This window comes from Roseateles sp. Mitsp63, from assembly GCF_059491535.1.
Genome location: NZ_CP168509.1, coordinates 4,454,565 through 4,479,037 on the forward strand (window position 1 = coordinate 4,454,565; position 24,473 = coordinate 4,479,037).

The following is a 24,473-nucleotide window of genomic DNA, read 5'->3' on the forward strand; positions in this document are numbered from 1 at the left end:
TGGCTCACATCTGCCGGAACAGGTGCAGGTAGCTGCGGCTGACCGGCAGCACCTCGGGGCGCGCCTTCAGATGGAGGTCGGCCGTCTCGTTGGGGCCGCGCGTGACGTGGCTGATCGCATGCAGGTTCACGACCACCGATCGATGCACCTGCACGAAGCGCTGCGGATCCAGACGCTCGATCAGTTCCCGGATCGGCGTGCGGATCAAGGCCTCGCCGTCCGCGGTGACCACCAGCGTGTACTTCTCGTCGGAGCGCAGGAACAGGATCTCGTCGACCGGGATCAGCTTCAGCGTCGAGCCCACCGACGCCCGGATCCACTGCAGCGGTCCCGTGTCGGCGCCCAGCCCGCCCGCGGCCGGCGCCAGAGCGCCCGGCGGCCGGACCATGCGCCGGGCGAGTTCATCGATCACCGCCTCCAGCGCGGCCTGATCCGGCGCGCCCGGGACCCGCGGCGCGCGCTCGGCCAGGCGCTCCTTCAGGCGCTCGATGGTGTCGGCCAGCCGCGCCTCGTCGACCGGCTTGACCAGGTAATCGATGGCGCCGCGCTCGAAGGCCTGCAGCGCGTATTCCTCGTAGGCGGTGACGAAGACCACGTGGGCCTGGCGCGCGATCTGCCGCGCCGCGTCCATGCCGTTCAGGCCCGGCATGTGCACGTCGAGGAAGGCGATGTCGGGGCGATGATCCTCGAACATCTCCACCGCCTCCCGGCCGTTGCGCGCCTGCGCCACGACGCGCAGCTCCGGCCACAGCTGGGAAAGACTGCGCTCGAGGCTGTCGCGCAGCAGCGGTTCGTCGTCGGCGATCAGCGCCGTGGGGGCGGTCGGCAAGGCAGTCCTCTCAATGCGGCGTGAAGCGCAGTTCGGCCCGCAGGCCGTGCGGCGAATTCTCGGTCAGCGTCAGACCGGCGCCGAGGCCGTAGAACAGCATCATCCGCTCGCGCAGGTTGCGCAGTCCGGTGCCGGTGCCCATGCTCTGCGTCATGCCGACGCCTGTGTCGCTGACCCACAGCGTCACCTGGCCGTTGTCGAGCGTGCCGCCGAGTTCGATGCGGCCGCCCTCCTCGCCCGGGTCGATGCCATGGCGCACTGCGTTCTCCACCAGCGTCAGCAGCGCCATCGGCGGGAAACGCAGGCTCGCGAGTTCCGGCGGCACGTCGACGACGAAGTCCAGCCGGTCCGGCATCCGCAGGTGCATCAGCTCCAGGTAGGCGCGCACCAGGGCGAGCTCGTCCGCCAGCGTCGTCGAGTCGCCCTGCAGCCGCGGCATCGCCGCGCGCAGGTAGGCGATCAGGCTGCGCAGCACCGGCGCGGCCTGCGGCGAGCCGGTCTCCACCAGCGCCCGCACGTTGGCCAGCGTGTTGAACAGGAAATGCGGCTCGACCTGCGCCTGCAGCAGCCGCAGCCGGGCGTCCAGCGCCTGGCGCTCGAGTTCGCTGCGTTCGAGCTCGAAGCTCAGCGCCTGGCTGCGGGCCTCGGCATCGCGCTGCCGGTAGAGCGCCCCCATCGCCAGCAGCGGGCCCACCACCAGCCCGGACCCGGCGATCCAGAGGAAGCCCAGCATCCGGGATTCGGATTCGACAAAGCTGGAGAAGTCGCCGCCGACGGCGACCATGTAGACCGCCAGCGTCGCCAGCGGCACGGCCGCGGCGACGACGACCACCTGGAACAGCCAGCGCGCCCACCAGCGCGGCAGCCGCCGCGGCCATTGCCCGGCCGCGGAGAACGCCAGCAGCGCCAGCATGCCGACGAACATCGTCCGGCCCAGCAGGACGGGGAATGGCGTGATGAAGATCGGCTGCAGCGCCAGCGCGAAGACGGTGGCCAGCGCCAGCGCCAGCAGCACCCGCTGCGGCGTCAGGTAGGAGACGAAGCCGTGCCAGGCGGGATGCGCGGGGCGCGCGGTCTCGGGCGGGCTGGCGGGAAGGACCGGGGTCGACATGCCCGCACGATAGCGGCCGCGCCACGGTGATCCAAGCGGTCGCGCAGCCCCACGCGACGAAACACGGGATGGACCGCTTGAGCCACGGCTCCCGGGCCGGCAACCGCCCCGGGATCTGGGCCGGGTGCCGCGCCCACGCGGGGCAGCGACTGGAGGAAGTCCTCGAACAGCGCGTCGTTCACGTGTACATCCCGATCCGGCACATGACCGCTTCCTTGCCGGCGCTGATCGCGAAGCGCAGCGCCTCGGCCGGCGTCGCCCAGCCGTAGCCGCCGGCCAGGTTCTCGTCGCGGAAGGCCTCGCGCCGGTTCATCGACTCGATCGCGCCCATCCGCACGACGACGACCGCCGCCACGTAGCCGAACTGGCGCGGGCGCTCGATCGCCCCGGCATAGATGCGGTAGTCCCCGGTGTCGACTTCGGCGAAATGCATGGCTGACTCCTTCAGCGCCGCCCAGCGCGAGCGGCCCGGAAGGGGCCGCGATGGAGTCACTTTGCGCGACGCAACCCGCGATGCCTACCCAACTGAGGTGGGCCCTCGTAAGGGGGGTGGTCCGGAAGCATCCCCCTATCGGGCGATGGGGGCCGCGCGATCCGCAGGCGCTTCAGAGGCGCGGCGCGTCAGAACTGCTTGCTCGCGATCGCGTTGTACTCGCGGAGTTCGGCGTCGACGACCCGCTTTGGCGGGACATCCGCGGGCCGCTCGCCCAGCTTGGGATGGACGACGTCGTAGGCGCGGCGCTCGGCCGGCGAGACCACGCCGTTCTCATCCCGATCGGCTTCGGCATAAACAAGGTTCGGAATCAGGCTGACCGGCGGCGGGAATTTCTCCACCGTCGACTGCCCCACGTTCGCGGCCAGCGCGTTCGCGGGCTGGAACGAGGTCGACTGCGCGATCACGGTCGGCGCGGGAGCCGGCACGGGCGCCGGCACGGGCGCTGACGCAGCGGGAGCGGGAGCGGGAGCCAGGACGGGCGCCGGCGAGGCGGCGGATGCGGGCGCTGAAGCAGCGGGAGCGGGCGCCGGAGCCGGCTGCGGCGCCGCGGCCAGGTTTGCCGCCTGCGGTGACAGGCTCACCACGGCGGACGCCTCGGCCGAGCTGTCGGTCGAGGCGTCGTTGACGTCGGCATCACGCAGGCGTGCCGACTGCCCGGTGGTCGCACCGGGACCATTTGAAGTCGTCGTGTTGTTCAGGGCAGCAATCATGGCGAGCCTCCCGCGAGGGTTCCGCACATTCCGGCCAGCGGGCGCCGGGCTCGGAACGGAATCCAAGCCGATGCCCTTCCTGGGCATGTTCGGTTTATCGGCGGGCGATCTCCGGACTTTAGGCCCCGAGAGGCGCCTTTCGCACTTTCTTGATAGGTGAAAACCCTCAACCCCGCCACCCGAACCCGCCCGGAGCCACAAGTCCACTCGCCGGAAACCCCTGTCGCCATCGGTTAAATTGCCACGCATGGGTCTCCGCTCCTTCGCCACCGCTCACATTCCCGGCCTGACCGGGCTGGCCGGTCCTCGGACCGCGCCGGACACGGCCGCCGAGGCCTCGTCCTTCGACGCGCTCGTCCATCGCCTGCACTACCTGCCCAAGGCCGACGTCAAGCGCATCCGCGAGGCCTACAAGTTCGCGGACGAGGCGCACCTGGGGCAGTTCCGGGCCAGCGGCGAGCCCTACATCACCCACCCGATCGCCGTCGCCGGCCTGTGCGCCGACTGGCGCCTGGACGCGCAGGCCATCATGGCCGCGCTGATGCACGACGCGATGGAGGACTGCGGCGTTACCAAGACCGAGCTGATCGAGCGCTTCGAGGCGCCGACCGCCGAGCTGGTCGACGGCCTGACCAAGCTGGACAAGCTGCAGTTCTCGACCCGCGAGGAGTCCCAGGCCGAGAGCTTCCGCAAGATGCTGCTGGCGATGGCGCGCGACGTGCGCGTCATCCTGATCAAGCTGGCCGACCGCCTGCACAACATGCGCACGATGCAGCACATGGCCTTCGACAAGCGCCGCCGCATCGCCCGCGAGACGCTGGACATCTACGCCCCGATCGCTCACCGGCTGGGCCTCAACGAGATCTACCGCGAGCTGCAGGAGCTCTCCTTCCAGTACATCCATCCCTGGCGCCACGCGGCGCTGGCCAAGGCGGTCATGAAGGCGCGCGGTCACCGGCGCGACCTGGTCGCGCGCATCGAGCGCGACGTCCAGAAGGCCTTCGCCGAGGCCAGCCTGCGCGTCGAGATCCAGGGCCGCGAGAAGACGCTGTTCAGCATCTACAAGAAGATGCGCGAGAAACACCTGAGCTTCGCCCAGGTGAGCGACATCTTCGGCTTCCGGGTCATCGTCCAGGACCTGCCGCAGTGCTACTGGTCGCTGGGCGTGCTGCACCAGCTGTACAAGCCGCAGCCGGGCCGCTTCAAGGACTACATCGCGATTCCCAAGCCCAACGGCTACCAGTCGCTGCACACGACGCTGGTGAGCCCGCTGGGCACGCCGGTTGAATTCCAGATGCGGACCGAGGCGATGCACATGGTCGCCGAGAAGGGCGTGGCGGCGCACTGGCTCTACAAGAGCAAGGGCGACGCCAAGGGCGCGCAGCAGCTGGGCTCGCGCTGGCTGCAGTCGCTGCTGGACATCCAGGACGAGACCCGCGACGCGACCGAGTTCCTGGAGCACGTCAAGATCGACCTGTTCCCGGACGCGGTCTACGTGTTCACGCCCAAGTCCAAGATCATGGCGCTGCCCAAGGGCGCGACGCCGGTGGACTTCGCCTACGCGATCCACTCGGACGTCGGCGACCACTGCGTCGCGGCCAAGGTCAACGGCGAGCCGGTGCCGCTGCGCACCGAACTGCGCAGCGGCGACGTGATCGAGATCGTCACCGCCGCCGGCGCGCGGCCGAATCCGGCGTGGCTGAGCTTCGTGCGCACTGGCCGGGCCCGCTCCAAGATCCGCCACTTCCTGAAGAACCTGGAGCAGGAGGAATCGCGCGAGCTCGGCCACAAGATGCTGGCGCAGGCGCTGCGCGCCGAAGGGCTGGCGCTGCCCAGCCTGAAGGCCGAGGACGAGGCCGCCGCCGCGCTGTGGCAGGACCTGGCGCGCTGGGCCGGCAACCGCAACGTCGACGAGCTGCTGGTCGAGATCGGCCTGGGCCGCAAGATCGCGACCATCGTCGCCAAGAAGCTCGCGCGCACCCTGTCCGAGCAGGGACAGCGCCCGGACGCGGTGCTGCTGACGATGGGCCGCTTCTCGACCGACGACGCCCCCGCCCAGGGTCAGGTGCTGATCGACGGCAGCGAAGGCGCATCGGTGCGCCTGGCCACCTGCTGCCGTCCGATCCCGGGCGACGACATCAAGGGCTATCTGGGCCGCGGCGAGGGGCTGGTCGTGCACACGGCGGAGTGCTCGGTGGGACGGCGGCTCTTCCAGCGCGACAGCGAGCACTGGATCGCGGTCGGCTGGGGCGAGGAACTCTCGCGCAGCTTCGAGGCCGAGGTCGGCGTGCTGATGCGCAACGGCAAGGGCGTCCTGGCGCAGATCGCGACGGCCGTCAGCAGCGCCGAGGCCGACATCACCCACATCGCCATGAGCGACGACTCGCAGCAGCAGGAAACGGCCGAGATGACGCTGCTGCTGGCGGTGAGAGACCGGCTGCACCTGGCCGACACGCTGCGCACCCTGAAGCGCTCGAGCGCGGTGATGCGCGTCTGGCGGGTGAAGCCCTGATCAAGCCTCTGGCTTGGGGTAGCTCACCTCGACAACCTCGATCGTCTCCACGCCGACCGGCGTGACCAGTTGCAGCTCGTCGCCCTCGCGGGCCTTCAGCAGCGTCCGCGCGATCGGCGACACCCAGCTCACCTCGCCGGCGAGGCTGTCCGACTCGTCGATGCCCTTGATCGTGATGGTCCGCTCCTCGCCCTTCGAATTGGCGTAGGTCACGGTCGCGCCGAAGAAGACCTGGTCGCTGCCGTGATGCGCGCTGGGGTCCACGACCTCGGCGATGTCCAGGCGCTTGGTCAGGAAGCGCAGGCGGCGGTCGATCTCGCGCAGCCGCTTCTTGCCGTAGAGGTAGTCCCCGTTCTCCGAGCGGTCGCCGTTCTTGGCGGCCCAGGAGACGATCTCGACGATCTTGGGCCGCTCGGCGTCCAGCAGCTGCATGAACTCCTCGCGCAACCGCGCGTAGCCGGCTGGCGTCATGTAGTTGCGCGAGCCCTTGGGCAGCGCTGGCAGCGACGGGCCGTCCTCGTCGTCATCGCCGGGGGCGGCGTCGTTTTCCTTCGTGAATGCCTTGCTCATCCGGACATTGTGACGAAAACGGCAAGGGGCCGGAGCCCTGCGGCACCGGCCCCCCGACGCGTGCGCTTCTATCAGCCCTTGGCCTTGCGATCCACGAGGTCGAAGTTGATGTCGTCGAAATCGCCGTCGTCATCTGCCCAACGATCGAAGCCCACGCGATAGCCATTGCCGGTGGGCCTGACGCTGGCGTGATCCTTCCCGTCGACGTTCTGCGTGGTGCCGCCCCGGAAATATTCGCCGTTGTTGAAGTTGCGGATCCGGAACTCGACCAGCGAGCCTGGCTCCCCGGTGATCGTCCCGGTGCGGTTCAACATGTCCGAAGCACCGCCAAGATCGGTCCACATGCCGCCGGCAGTGCGGTACTGCACCATGTCGTTGCCGTCCCCGTCCTTGTAGTCGACTTGAACCTCGCCACTCTGGCCCAGGACATATCCGCCGCGTGCGTTGCTCCACGCGCCTTCCTTGGGCGCATTGAAGATCGGCGCCTTGGCAGCGGCAGGTGTCGAGGGAGTCACCGGAGATGGGGCGGGCTGGGCCACCGCCACTGCCACCGCCACGGGCTCCAGTCCGCGCGTGGGCTCGGTCACGGGCTCGGACACGAACGTGGATGCGGCTTCCGGCGCCACGGACCGCTGGGCCCAGCAGCATTGAGGGCGATGCTGGAACCACGGCAGCGATTGATATCGGGACCAACCGGAGCCTGCCATCCAACCCGTGGACTGGCTCATGATCCAACCGCCCATCCAGTTGTTCATCGCGCTCATCCGCGCGCCGAACCAGTTCCACGGTCGTACGTAGCCCATGGCGGGGAAGGAACGAAAGGGCGAAGCCGGGAACGCGAAGTCCGGCGGGAATTGATTGAAGTACATGTCTTCGAATCTCCGAAGTAGAGGAATTTGGCGCTCGAATCCCGCGATCGGTGAGGCACCCGGTCGCGGCATCGCGCGGCAAGTCCAGTACGGCGGACGAGGCGACCAGTTCGGGCATCGTCTCTTCGGCGCGATATCGTCGGGGCCCCACTTCGGAGACAGCGGGCATGGCGCAAGCAACGGCGAACAACACGCACGGTCCATTGAGCGGTCTGAAGATCGTCGAGTTCGCCGGCATCGGTCCCGCGCCCTTCGCCGGACTCGCGCTGGCCGACTTCGGCGCCGAGGTCACGCTGATCGACCGCCCTGACGGCGCATCGCGACTGGGCGGCGGCGCGGCGCTTCATCGCGGCAAGACGATCGTTCGGGCCGATCTGAAGTCGCCGCCGGATCTGGCCCTCGTGCGCGAGCGGATCGCTCGCGCCGATGCGCTGATCGAGGGTTTCCGCCCCGGCGTCATGGAGCGGCTGGGGCTCGGCCCCGACACCTTGCTGGCGGCGCATCCGCGGCTGGTCTACGCGCGGCTCACCGGCTGGGGCCAGACCGGCCCGCTGGCGCGAAGCGCCGGCCACGACATCAACTACGTCGCGTTGAGCGGATTGATGCCCTTCGCGGCCCGTCCCGGTGAAGCCCCCGCGCTACCCGCGACCTTGCTCGGCGACATCGGCGGCGGCGCGCTGACGATGCTGTTCGGCCTGATGTGCGCGCTGTGGGAGTCGCGGCGCTCCGGCCGCGGTCAGGTGGTCGACGCCGCCATCCTCGACGGCGTCGGCTACATGGGCACCTTGATCCAGGCCTTGCGCGCCGATGGGCACTGGAGCGACACCCCTTCGCAGAACTTCTTCCGCCACGGCTCGCATTTCTACGACTGCTTCGAATGCGCGGACGGCCGCTGGCTGTCGCTGGGCGCCATCGAGGCGCCGTTCTACGAGGAGCTCATGCGCCGGCTGGATCTGGCGCCAGCGGCGCCACAGGACGATCCGGGCCAGTGGCCCGTGCTGCGCGAGCGGGTCGCGGCGCGGCTGCGAGAACAGCCGCTGGCGCATTGGGTGGCGATATTCGAAGGCAGTGATGCCTGCGCCGCGCCGGTGCTGACCTTGGCCGAGGCGCCGCATCATCCGCATCAGCAGGCCCGGCGCAATTTCTTCATTCAGGATGGCCAGGCGTGGCCCATGCCGGCGCCGAAACTCTCGCGGACACCGGCGAGGCCGGGTTCGGCGGCCGCTTCAGATACTGCTGAGCCAATTTCCGGCATGGACGATATTCGCCCGAATTGATTCCGGCCCGAATACTCGAATGCCATTCAGAAAAGAAAAAAGGCCAGTGTCTTGAAACACTGGCCTTTCGATTTGGCGCGGCTGGCAGGATTCGAACCCACGACCCCTTGGTTCGTAGCCAAGTACTCTATCCAACTGAGCTACAGCCGCACGACTTTTACTGATCAGAAGCCACCGTCGTGGAAGCGGCCCCTGGTTTTTGTTGTTACTTCTTCTTGTGATTGCCGAATCATTGGTTTCCCTTTGATTCGACAGTTTTTCTGGTGCGGCTGGCAGGATTCGAACCCACGACCCCTTGGTTCGTAGCCAAGTACTCTATCCAACTGAGCTACAGCCGCTGAAAGACTGCGACTATAGCATGCGTTTTTGGAGGTGCGCAAGAATCTCTGCGAAAAATATTCAGAACTGAGGGCCAAGGCGCCCGCGAACCATGACACCACGACGCGAGGCCGCCTTCCAACGGCCATCAACCCAGCCGGGCAGCCGCCTCGAAGCAGCGCGCGCGGCGATCCGGGTCGTCGTCCTGCTCCGCCATCTCGGCCAGGCGCAGCCAACTGCGGCGACGCGCGGCGATCGACAGCTCGCGATCGTCGGCCGCCTGCTCCAGCATCAGCCGCGCCTTGCCCCACAACTGGCGCTCAGCCAGCGCATGGCCCAGCGCCAGCGCCATGGTGCCGTCGCGCGGGAAGCGTTGCACCGCGCCCTCCAGCCGCTGCAGCCATTCCGGGCCCAGGCCTGGCGTGCACAGCACCAGCGCCTCGGCCAGCGCCTGGCGCTCGTCGGCGCCCTGCTCCGCGATCGCTTCCCAGAACGGGCGCAGCCAGCCGCGGCCGTCCTCGGGCGCGCCCAGGGCCGCCGCGCACAGGGCCGCCCGCGCCGCCACGAACACGTCGCGCCGGTCCGACGCATCCAGCTGTTGCCAGATGCCGCGCAACTGGTCGATGTCGCGCGCGGTCTCCAGCGCCTCGCACGCCAGCGAGCGCAGCAGCCCCTGCGCCGCCGATTTCGAGAAGCCCTGATGCTTGGCCAGCAGCCGCGCGGTGCGCAGCGCCTCCAGCGGCTGACGGGCCAGCCGGCTGGCCTGCAGCTTCAGGCGCAGCGCCTGCGTGCGGCGCGCGACGCCCGGGGTCAACTCGCCGAGCAGCCCCAGCGCGCGCGGCGCATCGCGATCGTCGAGCGCCCATTCCGCGGCCAGCAGCCGCGCGCCCTCTTCCTGCACCCGCGCGCCGGCCGAGGTCGACGCCATCTGCAGCGCCTGGCGCAGGTGCTCGTCGCGGTTGCGGCGGTCCTGCAGCTTGTGGGCGCTCTGCGCGGCGACCAGATGGGCCAGCGCCATGAACGCGCCATCCTGGGCCAGGTCCGGCGTCTGCGCCTGGATGGTCAGCGCGCGCTGCGCCGCCTTCTGGGCGCGGCTGTAGCGCGCGCCGAAGTACTCGGCCCAGGCTTCGCGCAGCGCGACCTGGGCGCTGCGCTCGCGCTGGGCCATGCGCCACAGCCGCGCGCGCTTGGGCAGCGTCAGCAGCGCGTCCAGCGACTGCATCAGCGTCATCAGCGCGAAGCAGCCCGCCACCAGCAGCAGCAGGAACAGGTTGAGCGACAGGTCCATCCGCCAGCCGCGCCAGTAGAAGCTGGCGAGACCGTCGTTGTTGCCCAGCGTCAGCGCCGCGACGACCGCCGCGACGAACAGCAGCACCAGCCAGATCACCATGCGCATGGCGATCTCCTCAGCGGGCCACCGCGCTCAGCGCGGCGAGCGTGTCGTCGGGGCGCGGCACGCTCACCTGCCGGGCCTGGCCCTGCACCTGGCGCAGCAGCTCCACGGTCAGCGACAGCTTGCGCGAGCGCGCGTCGAAGTAGCGGTCCAGCATCGCCTGCGCCTCGCGCAGGTCGACCTGCGCGGTGTCGAACTGGCGGCTCAGCAGCGCCAGCCGCGCGTTGAGCAGGCGCAGCTTGAGGTTCTCGCGCAGGAAGAAGGCCTGCTCCGGCGCGATCAGCGCCGCTTCGGGATGATCGATGCGCGTGACGCGCAGCAGGCCGCGGGCCTCGCGCCAGACATCGCCGCTGAGCGTGTCCCAGCGCTCGCCGGCCTGGTCCCACAGGCGCTCCCACCAGCCGGGTTCGCCGTCGGAGGCCGCATGGGCGGGCGTCGACGGCGCCGCCTTGCGCGGGCCGGCCGTCTTCGCGGGGACGGTGGCGGGATGTGCGGCGGCGGCCTGTGGCGCGGCCGGCTGGTCCCGGCCGGGCTGGGCGACGGCCAGCAGCGGCAGGTCGTCGATCTGGCGCACGACCTCGTCCAGCTTGATCGTCAGCGTCGAGACATCCACCACGCTGACCGCCTTGATGCGCTCCAGGTCGCGCGTGACGGCGCGGCGCACGCCTTCGAGGCGCGGCTGCTTGTAGCGGGCCAGGCGCTCGTCGGCCTGGCGCAGCGCGGCCACCAGCGGCTCGGCGCTGCCGGTGATCGTGCCCTGCTGCATCGCCACCCGCAGCGAAGCCTCGACATCGCCGACGACGTTCTCGTCGCGCGAGCGGTTCATCGACTGCATCAGCGCCTCGAGCTGCTCGCGCTGCACGGCGACCTCGGCCAGCCGGGCATCCAGCAGCGCGACCTTGGCCGCGGTGTCGCGGCTCAGGTCCTGCGCCTGACGCGCCTGGTCGCGGGCGATGTTGGCCTCGCTCTGGCTGGAATCCTGGCGCCGGACCAGCTCCTGCTCGACCTGCTTGAGCCGCTGCTGGCTCTGCCAGGCCAGGCCAAGGGCCAGCAGGGCCACCAGGCCGACCCCGGCCACGACGGCCTGGGTCAAGGTGGCGCCGGAGTGCCGGGCGGGCTTGTGGGGCGACGGGACGTCGGCCGCTGGGGTGGTGGTCTCGCTCACGTCGGCGATTCTAGGGTGGACCCTGACAGCATCCGGAACCCGGCCGCGACGGCGGCCGCGTCGGGTCGCACCAAAACCACATGCCCGGCCCCGAGGGTTCGCGCCCGCGCCGCGATGCGTTCGTGGGTCGCCAGCGCGCGGACCCGCCCCCAATCGGCGGGAGGTCTGTCCGCGCGCGTCCCCTGTTCGAGCGAGTCGAGATGGCCGATGGCCTCCGAACTGCTGAACAGCCAGACGTGACGCTCCGGCGCCGCCAGCGCCTCGCGCAGCAGCGCGGCGGTCTCGGGCGACGGCACCGGGCAGGTCCGGCGGTAGACGCTGATCGCGCAGACCTCGGCCCCGGCCTCGCGCAACCGGTCGCCCAGCCATTCGCGTCCGCCGTCACCGCGCACCAGCAGCGCGCGGCGGCCGGTCCAGTCCTCGCCGGCGATGCGGACGAGCTCCGGCCACAGGTGTTCGGAATCCAGGCTGTCCGATGCCGCCGGCGGCTGCACGATGCGCGATGCCGGCACCCCATGGCTGATCAGCGCACGGGCGCTGCCGGGGCCGACCGTGGCCGCCCAGGTCCGGTCAGGCCAGCCCGGCAGCCGCGGCGGCGAATCGGCAGCCGCGCGCCCGCCAAAGAAATGCTCGACCGCATTGGGGCTGACGAACATCGCCAGGTCCGTGCCCGGCAACGCAGCCCAGGCGGCGGCGAGCGAAGCCGGATCGCCCGCCGGCGCGATGTCGATCAACGGGAGCGACACCGTCGGCACGCCGAGCGCCGCCATCCGCTTCGCCCAGTCGTCCGCCTGCGCGCGGGGACGGGTCAGCAGCAGTCTGGCCGGCAGGTCCGGGGCGGCGGTGGCCGCCATCAGACGTCCTTCAGGTACTCGGCGGCGCCTTGCTCCCGCAGCGCGCGCGCGGCGGCGATGCCCAGCGCCTCGGCCGCCGCCAGGTCGGCCACCGCCGCCTGCGCGCTCGAGCGCAGCAGCGCCCGGTCCGTCTCGACCGGATGCCCCAATGCGGCGGACAGCGTCAGCCGGCCGTCAGCCGCCCACGCCGCATGCGCGGCCAGCGGCATCGAGCAACTGCCGCCGAGCTCGCGTGATACCGCGCGCTCCGCGGCCACGGCCAGCCAGGTCGGACGGTGGGCGAGCGCCTCCAGATGCGCCGCGAGCGGCCCTTGCCCGGCACGGATCTCGATGCCCAGCGCGCCCTGCCCCGCGCAGGGGATCATCGCGTCGACCGCGAAGTACTGCCGGATGCGTCCCTCGAGCGCCAGGCGCTTCAGGCCCGCGGCGGCCAGCACGATCGCGTCGTACTGGCCCTCGTCGAGCTTGCGCAGCCGCGTGTCGAGGTTGCCCCGCACCGGCTCGATGCGCAGGTCCGGGCGCAGGTTCTTCAACTGCGTGACGCGGCGCAGGCTGGAAGTGCCGACGCAGGCGCCACGCGGCAACTCGTCCAGGCTGGCGTGCTTGGGCGACACCAGCGCATCGCGCGGGTCCTCGCGCTCCAGCACCGCGCCGAGGATGAAGCCCTCGGGCAGTTCCATCGGCACGTCCTTCAGCGAATGCACCGCGAGCTGCGCGCGGCCGTCCTCGAGCGCGGTCTCCAGCTCCTTGACGAACAGCCCCTTGCCGCCGACCTTGGACAGCGTGCGGTCCAGGATCTGGTCGCCGCGCGTCGTCATGCCGAGCAGCCGCACGGCCAGCCCGCGCGCGCGCAGCAGCGACTGCACGTGTTCGGCCTGCCACAGCGCGAGACGGCTCTCGCGCGTGGCGATCACGAATTCTTGGTTCATGGGGCGGGATGCTAGCCGAGCATGCGGGCCCCTTCGCCCGCGAAGGATCACCGCTTGCCGCGAAGCGTCGCTTGCGCGATCCCGGAGCATCGCGCGGCCCATGCGCCACGGCGAGGGGCGAGGCGCGCACGGAGAAACTGCTACAGTCAACCGGAGGTAACTCAGTTACATCACCCCTCCCTCTGGTCTCCGACGAACTCCTGACGACACCATGCCCGCCAGTACCGCCGCCCGAACCGCCCGTCCCGCCGCACGCCGTGCCACCAAGCCGGCCTCCAAGTCCGCCGCGAAGCCCTCCGCCCCCCGGTCGATCAAGACCATCAGGACGATCAAGGACAAGAACCAGCCGCTGATGGACGACATCCGCCTGCTGGGCCGCATCCTGGGCGAGGTGATCCGCGAGCAGGAGGGCCGCGAAGCCTACGAACTGGTGGAGCGCGTCCGGCAGCTGTCCGTGGCCTTCCGCCTCAAGCGCGACGCGCAGGCCGGCAAGCAGATGGACAAGCTGCTCAAGGGCCTGTCGGGCGAGCAGACCGTCAGCGTGATCCGCGCGTTCAGCTACTTCTCGCACCTGGCCAACATCGCGGAGGACCGCCATCACGTGCGCCGCCGCGAGGTCCACGAGCGCGAGGGCTCGCTGCAGCCCGGCTCGCTGGCCTACGCGCTGGAGCGGCTCTTCGACGCCGGCGTGCGGCCGGCCGAGGTCGCGCGCACGCTCGAGAACGGCTTCGTGTCGCCGGTGCTGACCGCGCATCCGACCGAGGTGCAGCGCAAGAGCATCCTGGACGCCGAGCGCTCGATCGCCGAGCTGGTCGGCGCGCGCGACCGCCTGCACACCGAGCGCGAGAAGGCCGCCAACGAGAACCTGATCCGCGCCCGCGTCACGCAGCTGTGGCAGACGCGCATGCTGCGCTACTCGAAGTTGACCGTCGCCGACGAGATCGAGAACGCGCTGAGCTACTACCACGCCACGTTCCTGCGCGAGATCCCCAAGCTCTACACCGAGCTCGAGGAGGCGCTGCCCGGCGAGCGGGTCGCGCCCTTCCTGCGCATGGGGCAATGGATTGGCGGCGACCGCGACGGCAATCCCAACGTCACCGCCGACACGATGCGGCTGGCGCTGCGCCGCCAGAGCGAGCTCGCGCTGCGTCACTACCTGACCGAGCTGCACGAGTTGGGCGCGGAGCTGTCGATCTCGCTGCGGCTGGCGGGCGTGACGCCGGACATGCAGGCGCTGGCCGAGCGCAGCCCGGACCGGAACGAGCACCGGATGGACGAGCCCTACCGGCGCGCGCTGACCGGCATGTACGCGCGGCTGGCGGCGACGCTGGAGACGCTGACCGGCACCGAGGCGCTGCGGCACGCGGTCGCGCCGCAGGACCCCTACCTCACGCCCGAGGAGCTGCTGGCCGACCTGCGCGTGATCCAGGAATCGCTCCAGCATCACCACGCGCACGCGCTGATCGCGCCGCGGCTCAAGCCGCTGATCCGCGCGGTGCAGGTCTTCGGCTTCCACCTGGCGACGCTGGACCTGCGCCAGAGCAGCGACCAGCATGAGCTGGTCATCGTCGAGCTGCTCAAGACCGCGCGCGTCTGCGAGGACTATTCGGCGCTGGACGAGAGGGAGCGCCGCGCGCTGCTGGTGGACCTGCTCAACCAGACGCGCCCGCTGCGCGTGCTGGGCGCCCAGTACAGCGAACGCGCCGTCGGCGAGCTCGCGATCTTCGAGACCGCGCGCGAGTCGCTCCAGCGCTTCGGCCGCGAGGCGCTGCGGCACTACATCATTTCGCACACCGAGGATGTCAGCGACCTGCTCGAGGTGCAGCTGCTGCTCAAGGAAGTCGGGCTGCTGCGCGGCACGCTCGATGGCGAGGCGGTCAGCGACCTGATCGTGGTGCCGCTGTTCGAGACCATCGCCGACCTGCGCAACGCGCCCGGCATCATGCGCGGCTTCTACGAGCTGCCGGGCATGGCCGCGCTGGTGCGCCGCTCCGGCGGCGAGCAGGACATCATGCTGGGCTACTCCGACTCCAACAAGGACGGCGGCGTGTTCACCAGCAGCTGGGAGCTGTACCGCGCGGAGATCGCGCTGGTGCAGCTGTTCGACGAGCTGCGCGCCCAGGGCCCGCTGACGCTGCGCCTGTTCCATGGCCGCGGCGGCACGGTGGGCCGCGGCGGCGGCCCGAGCTACCAGGCGATCCTGGCCCAGCCGCCGGGGACGGTGAATGGACAGATCCGCCTGACCGAGCAGGGCGAGGTCATCAACTCCAAGTACGCCAATCCGGAGATCGGCCGGCGCAACCTGGAGACGCTGGTGGCCGCGACGCTGGAGGCGACGCTGCTGCATCCGACCAAGCCCGCGCCGCAGTCCTTCATGGCCGCGGCCCAGGCGCTGTCCGACGCCAGCTTCGCCGCCTACCGCGGGCTGGTCTACGACACGCCCGGCTTCGCCGACTTCTTCTTCGCCGCGACGCCGATCCGCGAGATCGCCGAGCTCAACATCGGCTCGCGTCCGGCCTCGCGCAAGGCCACCCGGGCCATCGAGGACCTGCGCGCCATTCCCTGGGGCTTCAGTTGGGGCCAGTCGCGCATCACGCTGCCGGGCTGGTGCGGGTTCGGCTCGGGCGTCCAGGCCTTCCTCGGCAAAGGGAACGGCGATAAGGGCGATAAGGGCGATAAGGGCGATAAGGGCTATAGGGGCGATAGGGCCGACCGGGCCGGCCGCGACGAGAAGCTCGCGCTGCTCAAGCGCATGTTCAAGCAGTGGCCCTTCTTCCGCACGCTGCTGTCCAACCTCGACATGGTGCTGGCCAAGGCCGACCTGGACATCGCCCGGCGCTACCTGGAGCTGGTGGAGGACAAGCGGCTGGGCAAGAAGATCTTCGCCGCCATCGAGGCCGAGTTCGACCGCACCGAGGAGGCCCTCACGCTGATCACCGGCGAGGACGGCCGCCTGACCGCGAACCCGGCGCTGGCGCGCTCGATCGAGCACCGCTTCCCCTACATCGATCCGCTCAACCACCTGCAGGTCGAGCTGATGCGCCGCTACCGCGCCATCCCGGTGGAGAAGCGCGCCGAGGATCCGCGGCTGGAGCGGGTGCAGCGCGGCATCCACCTGTCCATCAACGGCATCGCCGCCGGCCTGCGCAACACCGGCTGACCCCAGCGGCAAGGCGCGCCGGCGCCGCGCCCGCTCAGCGCTGGCCGGCCAGCGCCTCCCGCACTGCGGCGACCTGCCGCCGCGAGACGGCCAGCCATTCGTTGACATGGGCGATGCGCACGGCCCAGCCCAGCTCGCCGGCCGTGTCGCCGTCGCCCTCGGCGTTGCCGTCGGTCGGCACGTGGCGCTCGAGCTCGCGGACCGCCGACTTGGCCACCAGCGCGTTGCGATGCACGCGCAGGAAGCGGTCGCCCAGCCGCTGCTCCAGATCGCTCAGCGAGCCGTCCATGACGTGACTCTGCGTCGCGGTCCTCAGCGTCAGGTACTTGAGCTCGGCCTTGAAGTACAGGACCTCGCCCAGCGGCACGCGCAGCAGCCGGCCGCGTTCGGTGATGTTGATGACCGGCGTCTCGGCGCCGGGCGCGGCGCCGGCCGGCTGGGCCTCGCCGGCCTCGCGCGCCTTGGCCGCCGAGCGCTCGTCCATCCGCTGCGCGGCCCGCGCCAGGCTGGCCTGCAGCCGCTCGCGCCGCACCGGCTTGGTCAGGTAGTCCAGCGCCTCCAGCTCGAAGGCCTGCAGCGCGTGCTGCGCGTGGGCGGTGACGAACACGATGGCCGGCGCGAACGGCCGTCCCCGCAGCGTCTGCGCCAGCCCCAGCCCATCCAGCCCCGGCATCTGCACGTCCAGCAGCACCAGGTCGCAGGCATGGTCCTTGAGCCAGCTCAGCGCCTGTTCGCCGCTGCCGGCCTCGGCCACGACCTCGGCGCGCGGCTCCTCGTTGGCCTCGACCAGGCCGCGCAGGCGCAGGCGCGCCAGCGGCTCGTCGTCGACGATCAAGACCTTCAGTGGGGGGTGCGTCAGCATGTCCTTCCTTCCCTCTTCCTCTTCCTCTGGCGACTCTCGCGGCGCCCTCAGCGCGGCATCACGATGCGCACGACGAAACGGCCTTCGCCCGGCCCGGCCTCGAGCCGGGCCGCCACGTCGTGCATCAGCCGCAGCCGCTGGCGCACGTTGCGCAGCGCCAGCCCGTGGCCCTGGCCGCGCGACGGCAGCCCGACCGAATTGACGATGCGGATCTCGATCTCGCCGCCGCGCGCGCGGGTGACGATGTCGATGTGGCCGCCCTGGTCGTTGGGCTCGACGCCGTGGCGCACCGCGTTCTCCACCAGCGGCTGCAGCAGCAGCGGCGGCACGCGCGCGTCGGCGGCGTGCGGGTCGAGCTGCCAGCTCACGCGCAGCCGGTCGCCGAAGCGCAGCTGCTCGATCGCGAGGTAGCGCCGCGCCAGCTCGACCTCCTGGTCCAGCCGCACGCCCTCGGCGCCGGGGCCTTCGTCCGCGAGCGCGACGCGGAACAGCTCGGCCAGGTCCTCCAGCACCTCCTCGGCGCGGTTGGGATCGACGCGCACCAGCGCGATCGCCGTGTTCAGCGTGTTGAACAGGAAATGCGGACGGATGCGCGACTGCAGCTCGACCAGCCGCGCGAGCGCGTCGGCCGGGGCCTGGGCGCGCTCGCGCAGCTTGAGCCAGCCCAGCAGCACGCCCGCGGCCACCGCGCCGGACAGCGTCGCCGCCACGCGTTGCACCGCGCCCAGCCGGCCGAGTTCGACGGCCTCCAGCAGCAGCGCGCCGCCATGCGCGCAGGCGGCGCCGAGCGCGATCGGCAGCGCCCACTGCGCCCACTCCGGCAGGCGCGCCAGCAGCCGCTTGGCGGCGCAGACGATCAGCAGCCAGGCCAGCACCGCGCTCAGCGACGCGACCGAGGCGGCGCCCATCGACCAGAGCCATTGACCCGGGGTCTCGCTGGCCATCGCCAGCCCAAGCGAGAACGCCAGCTGCACGCCCAGCACCGCGCGCAGCACCAGGCCGACATGGCAGACGTCGAAACGCCGCTGCGCGTCGATCAGGCGCGGGGGCTCGGCCGGCCGCGCATCGAGGCGGGTTTCCTCCCAGGCCGGCTGCGTCGGCAGCGGCCGGGTCTCCGCGGGCTGCGTGCTCATCGGCTGCGTGCTCATCGGTTCCAGCCACGTGGACGCGGCATCGCCAGGCGTGTCCTGCGTCCACCCGTCCGTTGCCCTGGTCGCCATCGGCTCCTCCCGTCCCCGCACTGTCCCGCCCCCTTGCCTTGCGTCCTCGACGCTCTGCCGCTCTGCCGCTCTACCACTCGCAGCCCGCCGGGCGCCCCGATGGCGCCCCTTTAGAATCGGCGGCTCATTCTCACCCAGGCGTCCAGCCGCGACCAATGCGGACACGCCCGGGGCGCCGCGAAGTCGTAACGCCTTGCAAGCCGATGTCCTCCACCCCCACTGATCTCCCGTCCGACGCCGGCCAGCCCGCCGACAACCAGCTCGCCAACAAGTCGCAGGCCTGGTCCGCCCTCTTCTCCGAGCCGATGAGCGAGCTGGTCAAGCGCTACACCGCCAGCGTCGGCTTCGACAAGCGGCTGTGGGCCGCGGACATCCAGGGCTCGCTGGCCCATGCCGACATGCTGGCGGCCCAGGGCATCATCGGCGCCGGCGACCTGGCCGCGATCCAGAACGGCATGGCGCAGATCCGCGAGGAGATCGCGTCCGGCCGCTTCGAATGGAAGCTGGACCTGGAGGACGTCCACCTGAACATCGAGGCCCGCCTGACCGAGCTCGCCGGCATCGCCGGCAAGCGGCTGCACACCGGCCGCAGCCGCAACGACCAGGTCGCCACCGACGTGCGGCTGTGGCTGCGCGGCGAGATCGACACGCTGGTGGGCCTGCTGGCCGAACTGCAGCGCGTGCTGGTCGAGCAGGCCGAGCGCCATGCCGACGTGATCCTGCCCGGCTTCACCCACCTGCAGGTGGCGCAGCCGGTGGCCTTCGGGCATCACCTGCTGGCCTACGTCGAGATGTTCGCGCGCGACGCGGAGCGCCTCGTCGACGCGCGCAAGCGCGTCAACCGCCTGCCGCTGGGCGCCGCCGCGCTGGCCGGCACCAGCTACCCGCTGGACCGCGAGCGCGTCGCGCGCACGCTGGGCATGGAGGGCGTCGCGCAGAACAGCCTGGACGCCGTCAGCGACCGCGACTTCGCGATCGAGTTCAGCGCCGCCGCCGCGCTGATCATGGTGCACATCTCGCGCCTGTCCGAGGAGCTGATCCTGTGGATGAGCCAGGCCTTCGGCTTCATCGCGCTGCCGGACCGCTTCTGCACCGGGTCGAGCATCATGCCGCAGAAGAAGAACCCGGACGTGCCCGAGCTGGCGCGCGGCAAGAGCGGCCGCGTGGTGGGCCACCTGATGGGCCTGATCACGCTGATGAAGGGCCAGCCGCTGGCCTACAACAAGGACAACCAGGAAGACAAGGAGCCGCTGTTCGACACCGTCGACACGCTCAGCGACACGCTGCGGATCTTCGCGGAGATGATGGCCGGCCTGACGGTCAAGCCCGAGGCGATGGAGCGTTCCGCGCTCAAGGGCTACGCGACGGCGACCGACCTGGCGGACTACCTGGTGAAGAAGGGCCTGGCCTTCCGCGATGCCCACGAGATCGTGGCCCACGCGGTGAAGACCGCGCAGGCGCAGGGCATCGACCTGTCGGCGCTGTCGCTGGACGCGCTGCGCCAGTTCGACGCCCGCATCGGCGAGGACGTCTACGAGGTGCTGTCGCTGAAGGGCTCGCTGAACGCGCGCAACATCCTGGGCGGCACGGCGCCGGCGCAGGTGCGCGCGCAGGTGGCGCGCCATCGCGCGCGGCTGGGCGCCGGGGGCAAGGCCTGATCATGAGCACGCTGGCCTGGACCGACGAGCTGGTGCTCAACCAGCCGGAGCTCGACCACACGCACGAGGAGTTCGTCGAGCTGCTGAACCGCTACGGCGAGGCGCTGGACCGCGGCGAGGACGCGCTGCCGGCGTTCAAGGCGCTGCTCGCGCACACCGAGGCGCACTTCGCGATGGAGGAGCGCTGGATGGCGGCCACGGGCTTCGAGCCGGAGAACTGCCACAGCAGCCAGCACGCGATGGTGCTGAACGTGATGCGCGAGGTGGTGCGCTATGCCGAGGACCTCGGCGACCGCGAGCCGCTGACCATCGTGCGCACCGAGCTGTCGCAGTGGTTCCCCGGGCATGCGGAGATGATGGACGCGGCGCTGGTCTACACGATGCAGCAGCGCGGCTTCGATCCGAAGACCGGCGAATGCCGCGATCCGGTCCGTGCTCCGGCCGAAGCCCAGGACGCGGTCTCGGCCTGCGGCTCGACGTCCTGCGGCCACTGAGCCGTCCCCGGCCCTGCTGACAGCGCCTGTCAGCCGGCGCCGCCACAATCCGCCGCATGGCCGAGCCGACGCCAGCGCTGCCCGATCGCCTGATCGCCCATCTGGACATGGACGCGTTCTACGCGTCCGTGGAGCTGCTGCGCTATCCGGAGCTCAAGGGCCTGCCGGTGGTGGTCGGCGGCCGCCGCGCCCACACGCCGCAGGAACTGCCGGACGGCACGCGGCAGTTCTTCAAGCTGGCGGACTACACCGGGCGCGGCGTCGTGACGACCTCGACCTACGCGGCGCGCGACCTCGGCGTGTTCTCCGCGATGGGGCTGATGAAGGCGGCGCTGCGCGCGCCGCAAGCCATCCTGCTGCCGGCCGACTTCGACTCGTATCGCCATTACTCGCGGCTGTTCAAGGCGGCGGTGCGCGAGATCGCGCCGGTGATCGAGGATCGCGGCATCGACGAGATCTACATCGACCTCACCGACGTGCCCGGCGCGCGCGATGCCGTCGGGCATGACCCGCTGGGCGGCGCGCGGGCGGTGGCGCGCGAGATCAAGAACTCGGTGCAGAGCGCGACCGGGCTGACCTGCTCGATCGGCGTCACGCCCAACAAGCTGCTGTCCAAGATCGCGTCGGAGCTCGACAAGCCCGACGGCCTGACCCTGATCACGATGGCCGACCTGCCCACGCGGATCTGGCCGCTGCCGGTGCGCCGCATCAACGGCATCGGCCCGAAGGCGGGCGCGAAGCTCGACGGCCTGGACATCCACACGATCGGCGAGCTGGCGGCCGCGCCGCAGGAACTGCTGCTGCAGCATTTCGGGCCCGGGTACAGCGCGTGGCTGCATCAGGCCGCGTGGGGACTCGACGACCGGCCGGTGGTGACGCACAGCGAGCCGGTGTCGATCAGCCGCGAGACCACCTTCGAGCGCGACCTGCATGCCAAGCGCGACCGGCCGGAGCTGTCGCGCATCTTCACGGCGCTGTGCGAGCAACTGGCCTCGGACCTGCAGCGCAAGGGCTATCTGGGCCGCACCATCGGCATCAAGCTGCGCTTCGAGGGATTCCGCACCGTGACGCGCGACCTGACGCTGGACGAGCCGGTGCAGGACGCGGCCTCGATCCGGCATGCGGCGGGGCTGTGCCTCAAGCGCGTGGACCTGAGCCAGCGGCTGCGGCTGCTGGGGGTGCGGGTCGGCAAGCTGAGCCGGCCGGGCGAGGTCGGGCCGCCCCGGCGCGGACGCGCCCCGGCGAAGGCCGATGACGGGTCGCCGGCGCGGCCGAAGCCGGAGAACCTGCCGCTGTTCAGCTGAGCGAGGGCGCCATCAAGCCGTCGCAGGCCAATGTCAGGCCAACGTCAGGCCGTGGGCAGCCGCCAGAGCCACAGGCCGACGGCCAGGCAGCAGACGGCCGGCAGCCAAGGCACGACCGGCATGGCCAGCGCGCTGATCACCGAGCTGAGGGTCATCATGATCCACGCGGCCTGCTTGGCGCGCAGCGGCACGGCGCGATGGGCGCGCCACTGGACGACCATCGGCCCGAAGCGCGGATGGTTGACCAGCCACGCCTCGCAGCGCGCCGAGCCGCGCGCGAAGCAGAACGCGGCGAGCAACACGAAGGGCGTGGTCGGCAGCAGCGGCAGGAAGATGCCGATCACGCCGAGCAGCAGGCTCAGCGCGCCGGCCACCAGCCACGGCAGGCGGCGCCACAGCGCGGCCTGCCCGGGCGGGCGCGCGCTGGTGGCGCCGCCGGCCGCCTCCAGAGGGGCCTCGAGGGACGGAGGTTCTCGCGGATCGGACATCGCGCCACTGTAGCCGCGCCGCGCGGCGGGCGGTGCGCCGGGCAGCCAACGCCTGGCCGCGGCAAGGACATCGCGGCGCTACAGTCGCCGCCATGAGCGATGCCTCCAGCGACTCCCCGCGCCTGCCCTCCATCGACGGCCTGCTGGCCTTCGAGGCCGCCGCCCGGCTGGGCAGCCTGGAGCGCGCCGCCGAGACGCTGCACGTCAGCGCGAGCGCCGTCGGCAAGCGCATCGCGACGCTGGAGGAGCGCCTGGGCCAGCCGCTGCTGACGCGCCAGCCGCTGCGGCTCACCGCCGCGGGCAAGGAGTACCTCGCCCAGGTCCGGACCGCGCTGTCGCTGCTGGCCGCCGTGCCGCTGCACCGGCGCGAGCATCAACGCGTGACGCGGCTGAGCATCAGCAGCCCGCCCACGTTCGCGCGCCAGGTGCTGGTCCCCGCGCTGCCCGGCTTCGAGGCCGCGCATCCGGACATCGAGCTCGAGCTGCTGCTGTCCACGCCCTACCTGGACCAGCCGGCGCCGCCGGCCGAGGTCGAGATCTTCGCCGGCGCCCTGCCGGCCGGCGGCGAGGTGCTGCTCGACGATGTCGTCACGCCGATGGCCGCGCCCTCGCTGCTCGCGCGGCTGCCGGCGATCCGCGCGCCGGCGGACCTCGCCCAGGCGCCGCTGCTGCGCACGCCGCTGCAGCCGTGGGCGCCGTGGCTGCGCGCCGCCGGGCTGGACTGGCCGGAGCCCGCGCAGGGCACGCGCTTCGTGGACCTGGGCCTGACGCTCGAGGCGGCGGCCTGCGGCCAGGGCATCGTGCTGGGCCGGCCCAGCCTCGCGGCGACCTGGCTGCGGGGCGGCAGCCTGAAGCGCCTGTTCGACCTGGCCGTGCCCGCCGCGATGCCCTATGGGCTGGTGCGCCACGGCGACGGCGACGCGGCGCGGGCGTTCTCGCGCTGGCTCGCGCGGCACTGCGACTCGTTGAGCGCCGGCGCGGGCCACGCCTGACCCCGGGAAGTCCCTGGGGCCGCCGGAAGCTTCTTCCGGCGCGGCCAGCCAAACTTTCCGCCCCGGCGCGAGGCGGCTGACCTAGCATCCGCCGCATGAGCGTCATCACCTGCATCGAAGACCTGCGCGTGCTCGCGCAAAAGCGCGTCCCGCGCATGTTCTACGACTACGCGGACTCCGGCTCCTGGACCGAGAGCACCTACCGCGCCAACGAGGCCGACTTCCAGTCGATCAAGCTGCGCCAGCGCGTGGCGGTCAACATGGAAGGCCGCAGCACCGCGGCGCGGATGATCGGCCGCCCGGTCGCGATGCCGGTGGCCATCGCGCCGACCGGGCTGACCGGCATGCAGCACGCCGATGGCGAGATCCTCGCCGCGCAGGCGGCCGAGGCCTTCGGCGTGCCCTTCACGCTGTCGACGATGAGCATCTGCTCGATCGAGGACGTGGCGGCCCACACGACGGCGCCGTTCTGGTTCCAGCTCTACGTGATGCGGGACCGCGGCTTCATCAACAGCCTCATCGACCGCGCCAAGGCGGCCAGGTGCGACGCGCTGGTGCTGACGCTGGACCTGCAGATCCTGGGGCAGCGGCACAAGGACCTGAAGAACGGGCTGTCGGCGCCGCCCAAGCTGACGCTGCCCAACCTGATCAACATGGCGAGCAAGCCGCGCTGGTGCCTGGGCATGCTGGGCACGCCGCGGCGGCAGTTCGGCAACATCGTCGGGCACGTGAAGGGCGTGGGGGACATAGGCTCGCTGTCGGAGTGGACGGCCAAGCAGTTCGACCCGCAGCTCAGCTGGGACGACGTGCAGTGGATCCGCGAGCGCTGGGGCGGCAAGCTGATCATCAAGGGGATCATCGACGAGGAGGATGCGAAGCTGGCCGCCGCCTCGGGCGCCGACGCGCTGATCGTCAGCAACCATGGGGGCCGGCAGCTGGATGGCGCGGAGTCGAGCATCCGGGCGCTGCCGCGCATCGTCGACGCGGTCGGCGAGCGCATCGAGGTGCACATGGATGGCGGGATCCGCTCGGGCCAGGACGTGCTCAAGGCCTGGGCGCTGGGCGCCAGGGGCACGTACATCGGGCGCGCGTTCCTCTATGGACTCGGCGCCATGGGAAGGCCCGGCGTGAGCCGGGCCTTGGAGATCATCCATCGCGAGTTGGACCTCACGATGGCGTTCTGCGGGCATCGCACGCTGGACGGCGTGGATGGCCAGGTGTTGCTGGCCGGGACGGCGCCTCAACGTTGAGAGCGGAGCGTC

Annotated in this window: 21 protein-coding genes and 2 tRNA genes; 8 read left to right on the plus strand and 15 right to left on the minus strand. The window is 71.1% G+C overall.

What is annotated here, in order from left to right; translation table 11 throughout:
• Positions 1-4: 4 nt before the first annotated feature.
• The 4 genes from ACEN96_RS19275 to ACEN96_RS19290 form a co-directional block, all read right to left on the minus strand.
• Positions 5-829 carry a LytR/AlgR family response regulator transcription factor gene (locus tag ACEN96_RS19275; protein WP_495584687.1) on the minus strand — a complete coding sequence of 275 codons (825 nt, stop codon included), beginning with the start codon at positions 827-829 and terminating at the stop codon, positions 5-7.
• A gap of 10 nt (positions 830-839) precedes the next feature.
• Entirely contained in the window at positions 840-1,940 is a 1,101-nt protein-coding gene (locus ACEN96_RS19280) for a sensor histidine kinase (protein ID WP_495584688.1), read from the minus strand.
• A gap of 178 nt (positions 1,941-2,118) precedes the next feature.
• Positions 2,119-2,373: a hypothetical protein gene (locus ACEN96_RS19285; RefSeq protein WP_343637885.1), complete on the minus strand. Its 255-nt coding sequence runs from the start codon at positions 2,371-2,373 to the stop codon at positions 2,119-2,121.
• A gap of 188 nt (positions 2,374-2,561) precedes the next feature.
• On the minus strand, positions 2,562-3,146 hold the full coding sequence (locus tag ACEN96_RS19290) for a hypothetical protein (protein WP_495584689.1): 585 nt from the start codon (positions 3,144-3,146) through the stop codon (positions 2,562-2,564).
• Between the two features lie 247 nt (positions 3,147-3,393).
• On the opposite strand from ACEN96_RS19290, the gene ACEN96_RS19295 reads away from it, so the two are divergent.
• Positions 3,394-5,658, plus strand: a complete 2,265-nt coding sequence (locus ACEN96_RS19295) for a RelA/SpoT family protein (RefSeq protein WP_495584690.1) — start codon at positions 3,394-3,396, stop codon at positions 5,656-5,658.
• Here ACEN96_RS19295 and greB read toward each other — a convergent pair whose 3' ends face one another.
• The gene (greB, locus tag ACEN96_RS19300) at positions 5,659-6,228 is read right to left on the minus strand and encodes a transcription elongation factor GreB (RefSeq protein WP_495584691.1); all 570 of its coding nucleotides are present in this window, start codon (positions 6,226-6,228) and stop codon (positions 5,659-5,661) included. It abuts the gene before it with no gap.
• A 71-nt stretch (positions 6,229-6,299) separates the two neighbouring features.
• Positions 6,300-7,097, minus strand: a complete 798-nt coding sequence (locus tag ACEN96_RS19305; protein WP_495584692.1) for a hypothetical protein — start codon at positions 7,095-7,097, stop codon at positions 6,300-6,302.
• A gap of 167 nt (positions 7,098-7,264) precedes the next feature.
• Here ACEN96_RS19305 and ACEN96_RS19310 point away from each other — a divergent pair, with 167 nt between their 5' ends.
• Entirely contained in the window at positions 7,265-8,374 is a 1,110-nt protein-coding gene (locus tag ACEN96_RS19310) for a CaiB/BaiF CoA transferase family protein (protein ID WP_495584693.1), read from the plus strand.
• A 73-nt stretch (positions 8,375-8,447) separates the two neighbouring features.
• Here ACEN96_RS19310 and ACEN96_RS19315 read toward each other — a convergent pair.
• From ACEN96_RS19315 to hemC, 6 genes are all read right to left on the minus strand, one after another.
• Positions 8,448-8,524: transfer RNA gene (locus ACEN96_RS19315), tRNA-Arg, on the minus strand.
• Positions 8,525-8,635: 111 nt separating this feature from the next.
• Positions 8,636-8,712, minus strand: a tRNA-Arg gene (locus tag ACEN96_RS19320).
• Positions 8,713-8,840: 128 nt separating this feature from the next.
• Positions 8,841-10,088: a heme biosynthesis HemY N-terminal domain-containing protein gene (locus ACEN96_RS19325; RefSeq protein WP_495584694.1), complete on the minus strand. Its 1,248-nt coding sequence runs from the start codon at positions 10,086-10,088 to the stop codon at positions 8,841-8,843.
• A 10-nt stretch (positions 10,089-10,098) separates the two neighbouring features.
• Positions 10,099-11,250, minus strand: a complete 1,152-nt coding sequence (locus ACEN96_RS19330) for a uroporphyrinogen-III C-methyltransferase (RefSeq protein WP_495584695.1) — start codon at positions 11,248-11,250, stop codon at positions 10,099-10,101.
• On the minus strand, positions 11,247-12,104 hold the full coding sequence (locus tag ACEN96_RS19335) for a uroporphyrinogen-III synthase (RefSeq protein ID WP_495584696.1): 858 nt from the start codon (positions 12,102-12,104) through the stop codon (positions 11,247-11,249). The genes ACEN96_RS19330 and ACEN96_RS19335 overlap by 4 nt, the downstream gene beginning before the upstream one ends.
• The gene (gene hemC / locus ACEN96_RS19340; protein ID WP_495584697.1) at positions 12,104-13,033 is read right to left on the minus strand and encodes a hydroxymethylbilane synthase; all 930 of its coding nucleotides are present in this window, start codon (positions 13,031-13,033) and stop codon (positions 12,104-12,106) included. The genes ACEN96_RS19335 and hemC overlap by 1 nt, the downstream gene beginning before the upstream one ends.
• A 211-nt stretch (positions 13,034-13,244) precedes the next feature.
• Between hemC and ppc the strand changes: the two genes are divergently transcribed.
• Entirely contained in the window at positions 13,245-16,193 is a 2,949-nt protein-coding gene (gene ppc, locus ACEN96_RS19345; protein WP_495584698.1) for a phosphoenolpyruvate carboxylase, read from the plus strand.
• A gap of 34 nt (positions 16,194-16,227) precedes the next feature.
• On the opposite strand, the gene ACEN96_RS19350 is transcribed toward ppc, so the two are convergent.
• The gene (locus ACEN96_RS19350; RefSeq protein WP_495584699.1) at positions 16,228-17,055 is read right to left on the minus strand and encodes a LytR/AlgR family response regulator transcription factor; all 828 of its coding nucleotides are present in this window, start codon (positions 17,053-17,055) and stop codon (positions 16,228-16,230) included.
• Positions 17,056-17,102: 47 nt separating this feature from the next.
• Positions 17,103-18,275, minus strand: a complete 1,173-nt coding sequence (locus tag ACEN96_RS19355; RefSeq protein ID WP_495584700.1) for a sensor histidine kinase — start codon at positions 18,273-18,275, stop codon at positions 17,103-17,105.
• Between the two features lie 203 nt (positions 18,276-18,478).
• Here ACEN96_RS19355 and argH point away from each other — a divergent pair, with 203 nt between their 5' ends.
• The 3 genes from argH to dinB are packed head-to-tail and all read left to right on the plus strand — an operon-like array spanning position 18,479 to position 21,731.
• Positions 18,479-19,933: an argininosuccinate lyase gene (gene argH, locus ACEN96_RS19360; protein ID WP_495584701.1), complete on the plus strand. Its 1,455-nt coding sequence runs from the start codon at positions 18,479-18,481 to the stop codon at positions 19,931-19,933.
• A gap of 2 nt (positions 19,934-19,935) precedes the next feature.
• Entirely contained in the window at positions 19,936-20,427 is a 492-nt protein-coding gene (locus ACEN96_RS19365) for a hemerythrin domain-containing protein (RefSeq protein ID WP_495584702.1), read from the plus strand.
• A 56-nt stretch (positions 20,428-20,483) separates the two neighbouring features.
• Positions 20,484-21,731 carry a DNA polymerase IV gene (gene dinB / locus ACEN96_RS19370; protein WP_495584703.1) on the plus strand — a complete coding sequence of 416 codons (1,248 nt, stop codon included), beginning with the start codon at positions 20,484-20,486 and terminating at the stop codon, positions 21,729-21,731.
• Positions 21,732-21,775: 44 nt separating this feature from the next.
• On the opposite strand, the gene ACEN96_RS19375 is transcribed toward dinB, so the two are convergent.
• A complete protein-coding gene (locus ACEN96_RS19375) occupies positions 21,776-22,219 on the minus strand; it encodes a YbaN family protein (RefSeq protein ID WP_495584704.1) in 444 nt (147 codons plus the stop codon).
• A 92-nt stretch (positions 22,220-22,311) separates the two neighbouring features.
• Here ACEN96_RS19375 and ACEN96_RS19380 point away from each other — a divergent pair, with 92 nt between their 5' ends.
• Positions 22,312-23,211: a LysR family transcriptional regulator gene (locus tag ACEN96_RS19380; protein ID WP_495584705.1), complete on the plus strand. Its 900-nt coding sequence runs from the start codon at positions 22,312-22,314 to the stop codon at positions 23,209-23,211.
• Positions 23,212-23,306: 95 nt separating this feature from the next.
• On the plus strand, positions 23,307-24,461 hold the full coding sequence (locus ACEN96_RS19385) for an alpha-hydroxy acid oxidase (protein WP_495584706.1): 1,155 nt from the start codon (positions 23,307-23,309) through the stop codon (positions 24,459-24,461).
• Positions 24,462-24,473: the final 12 nt, after the last annotated feature.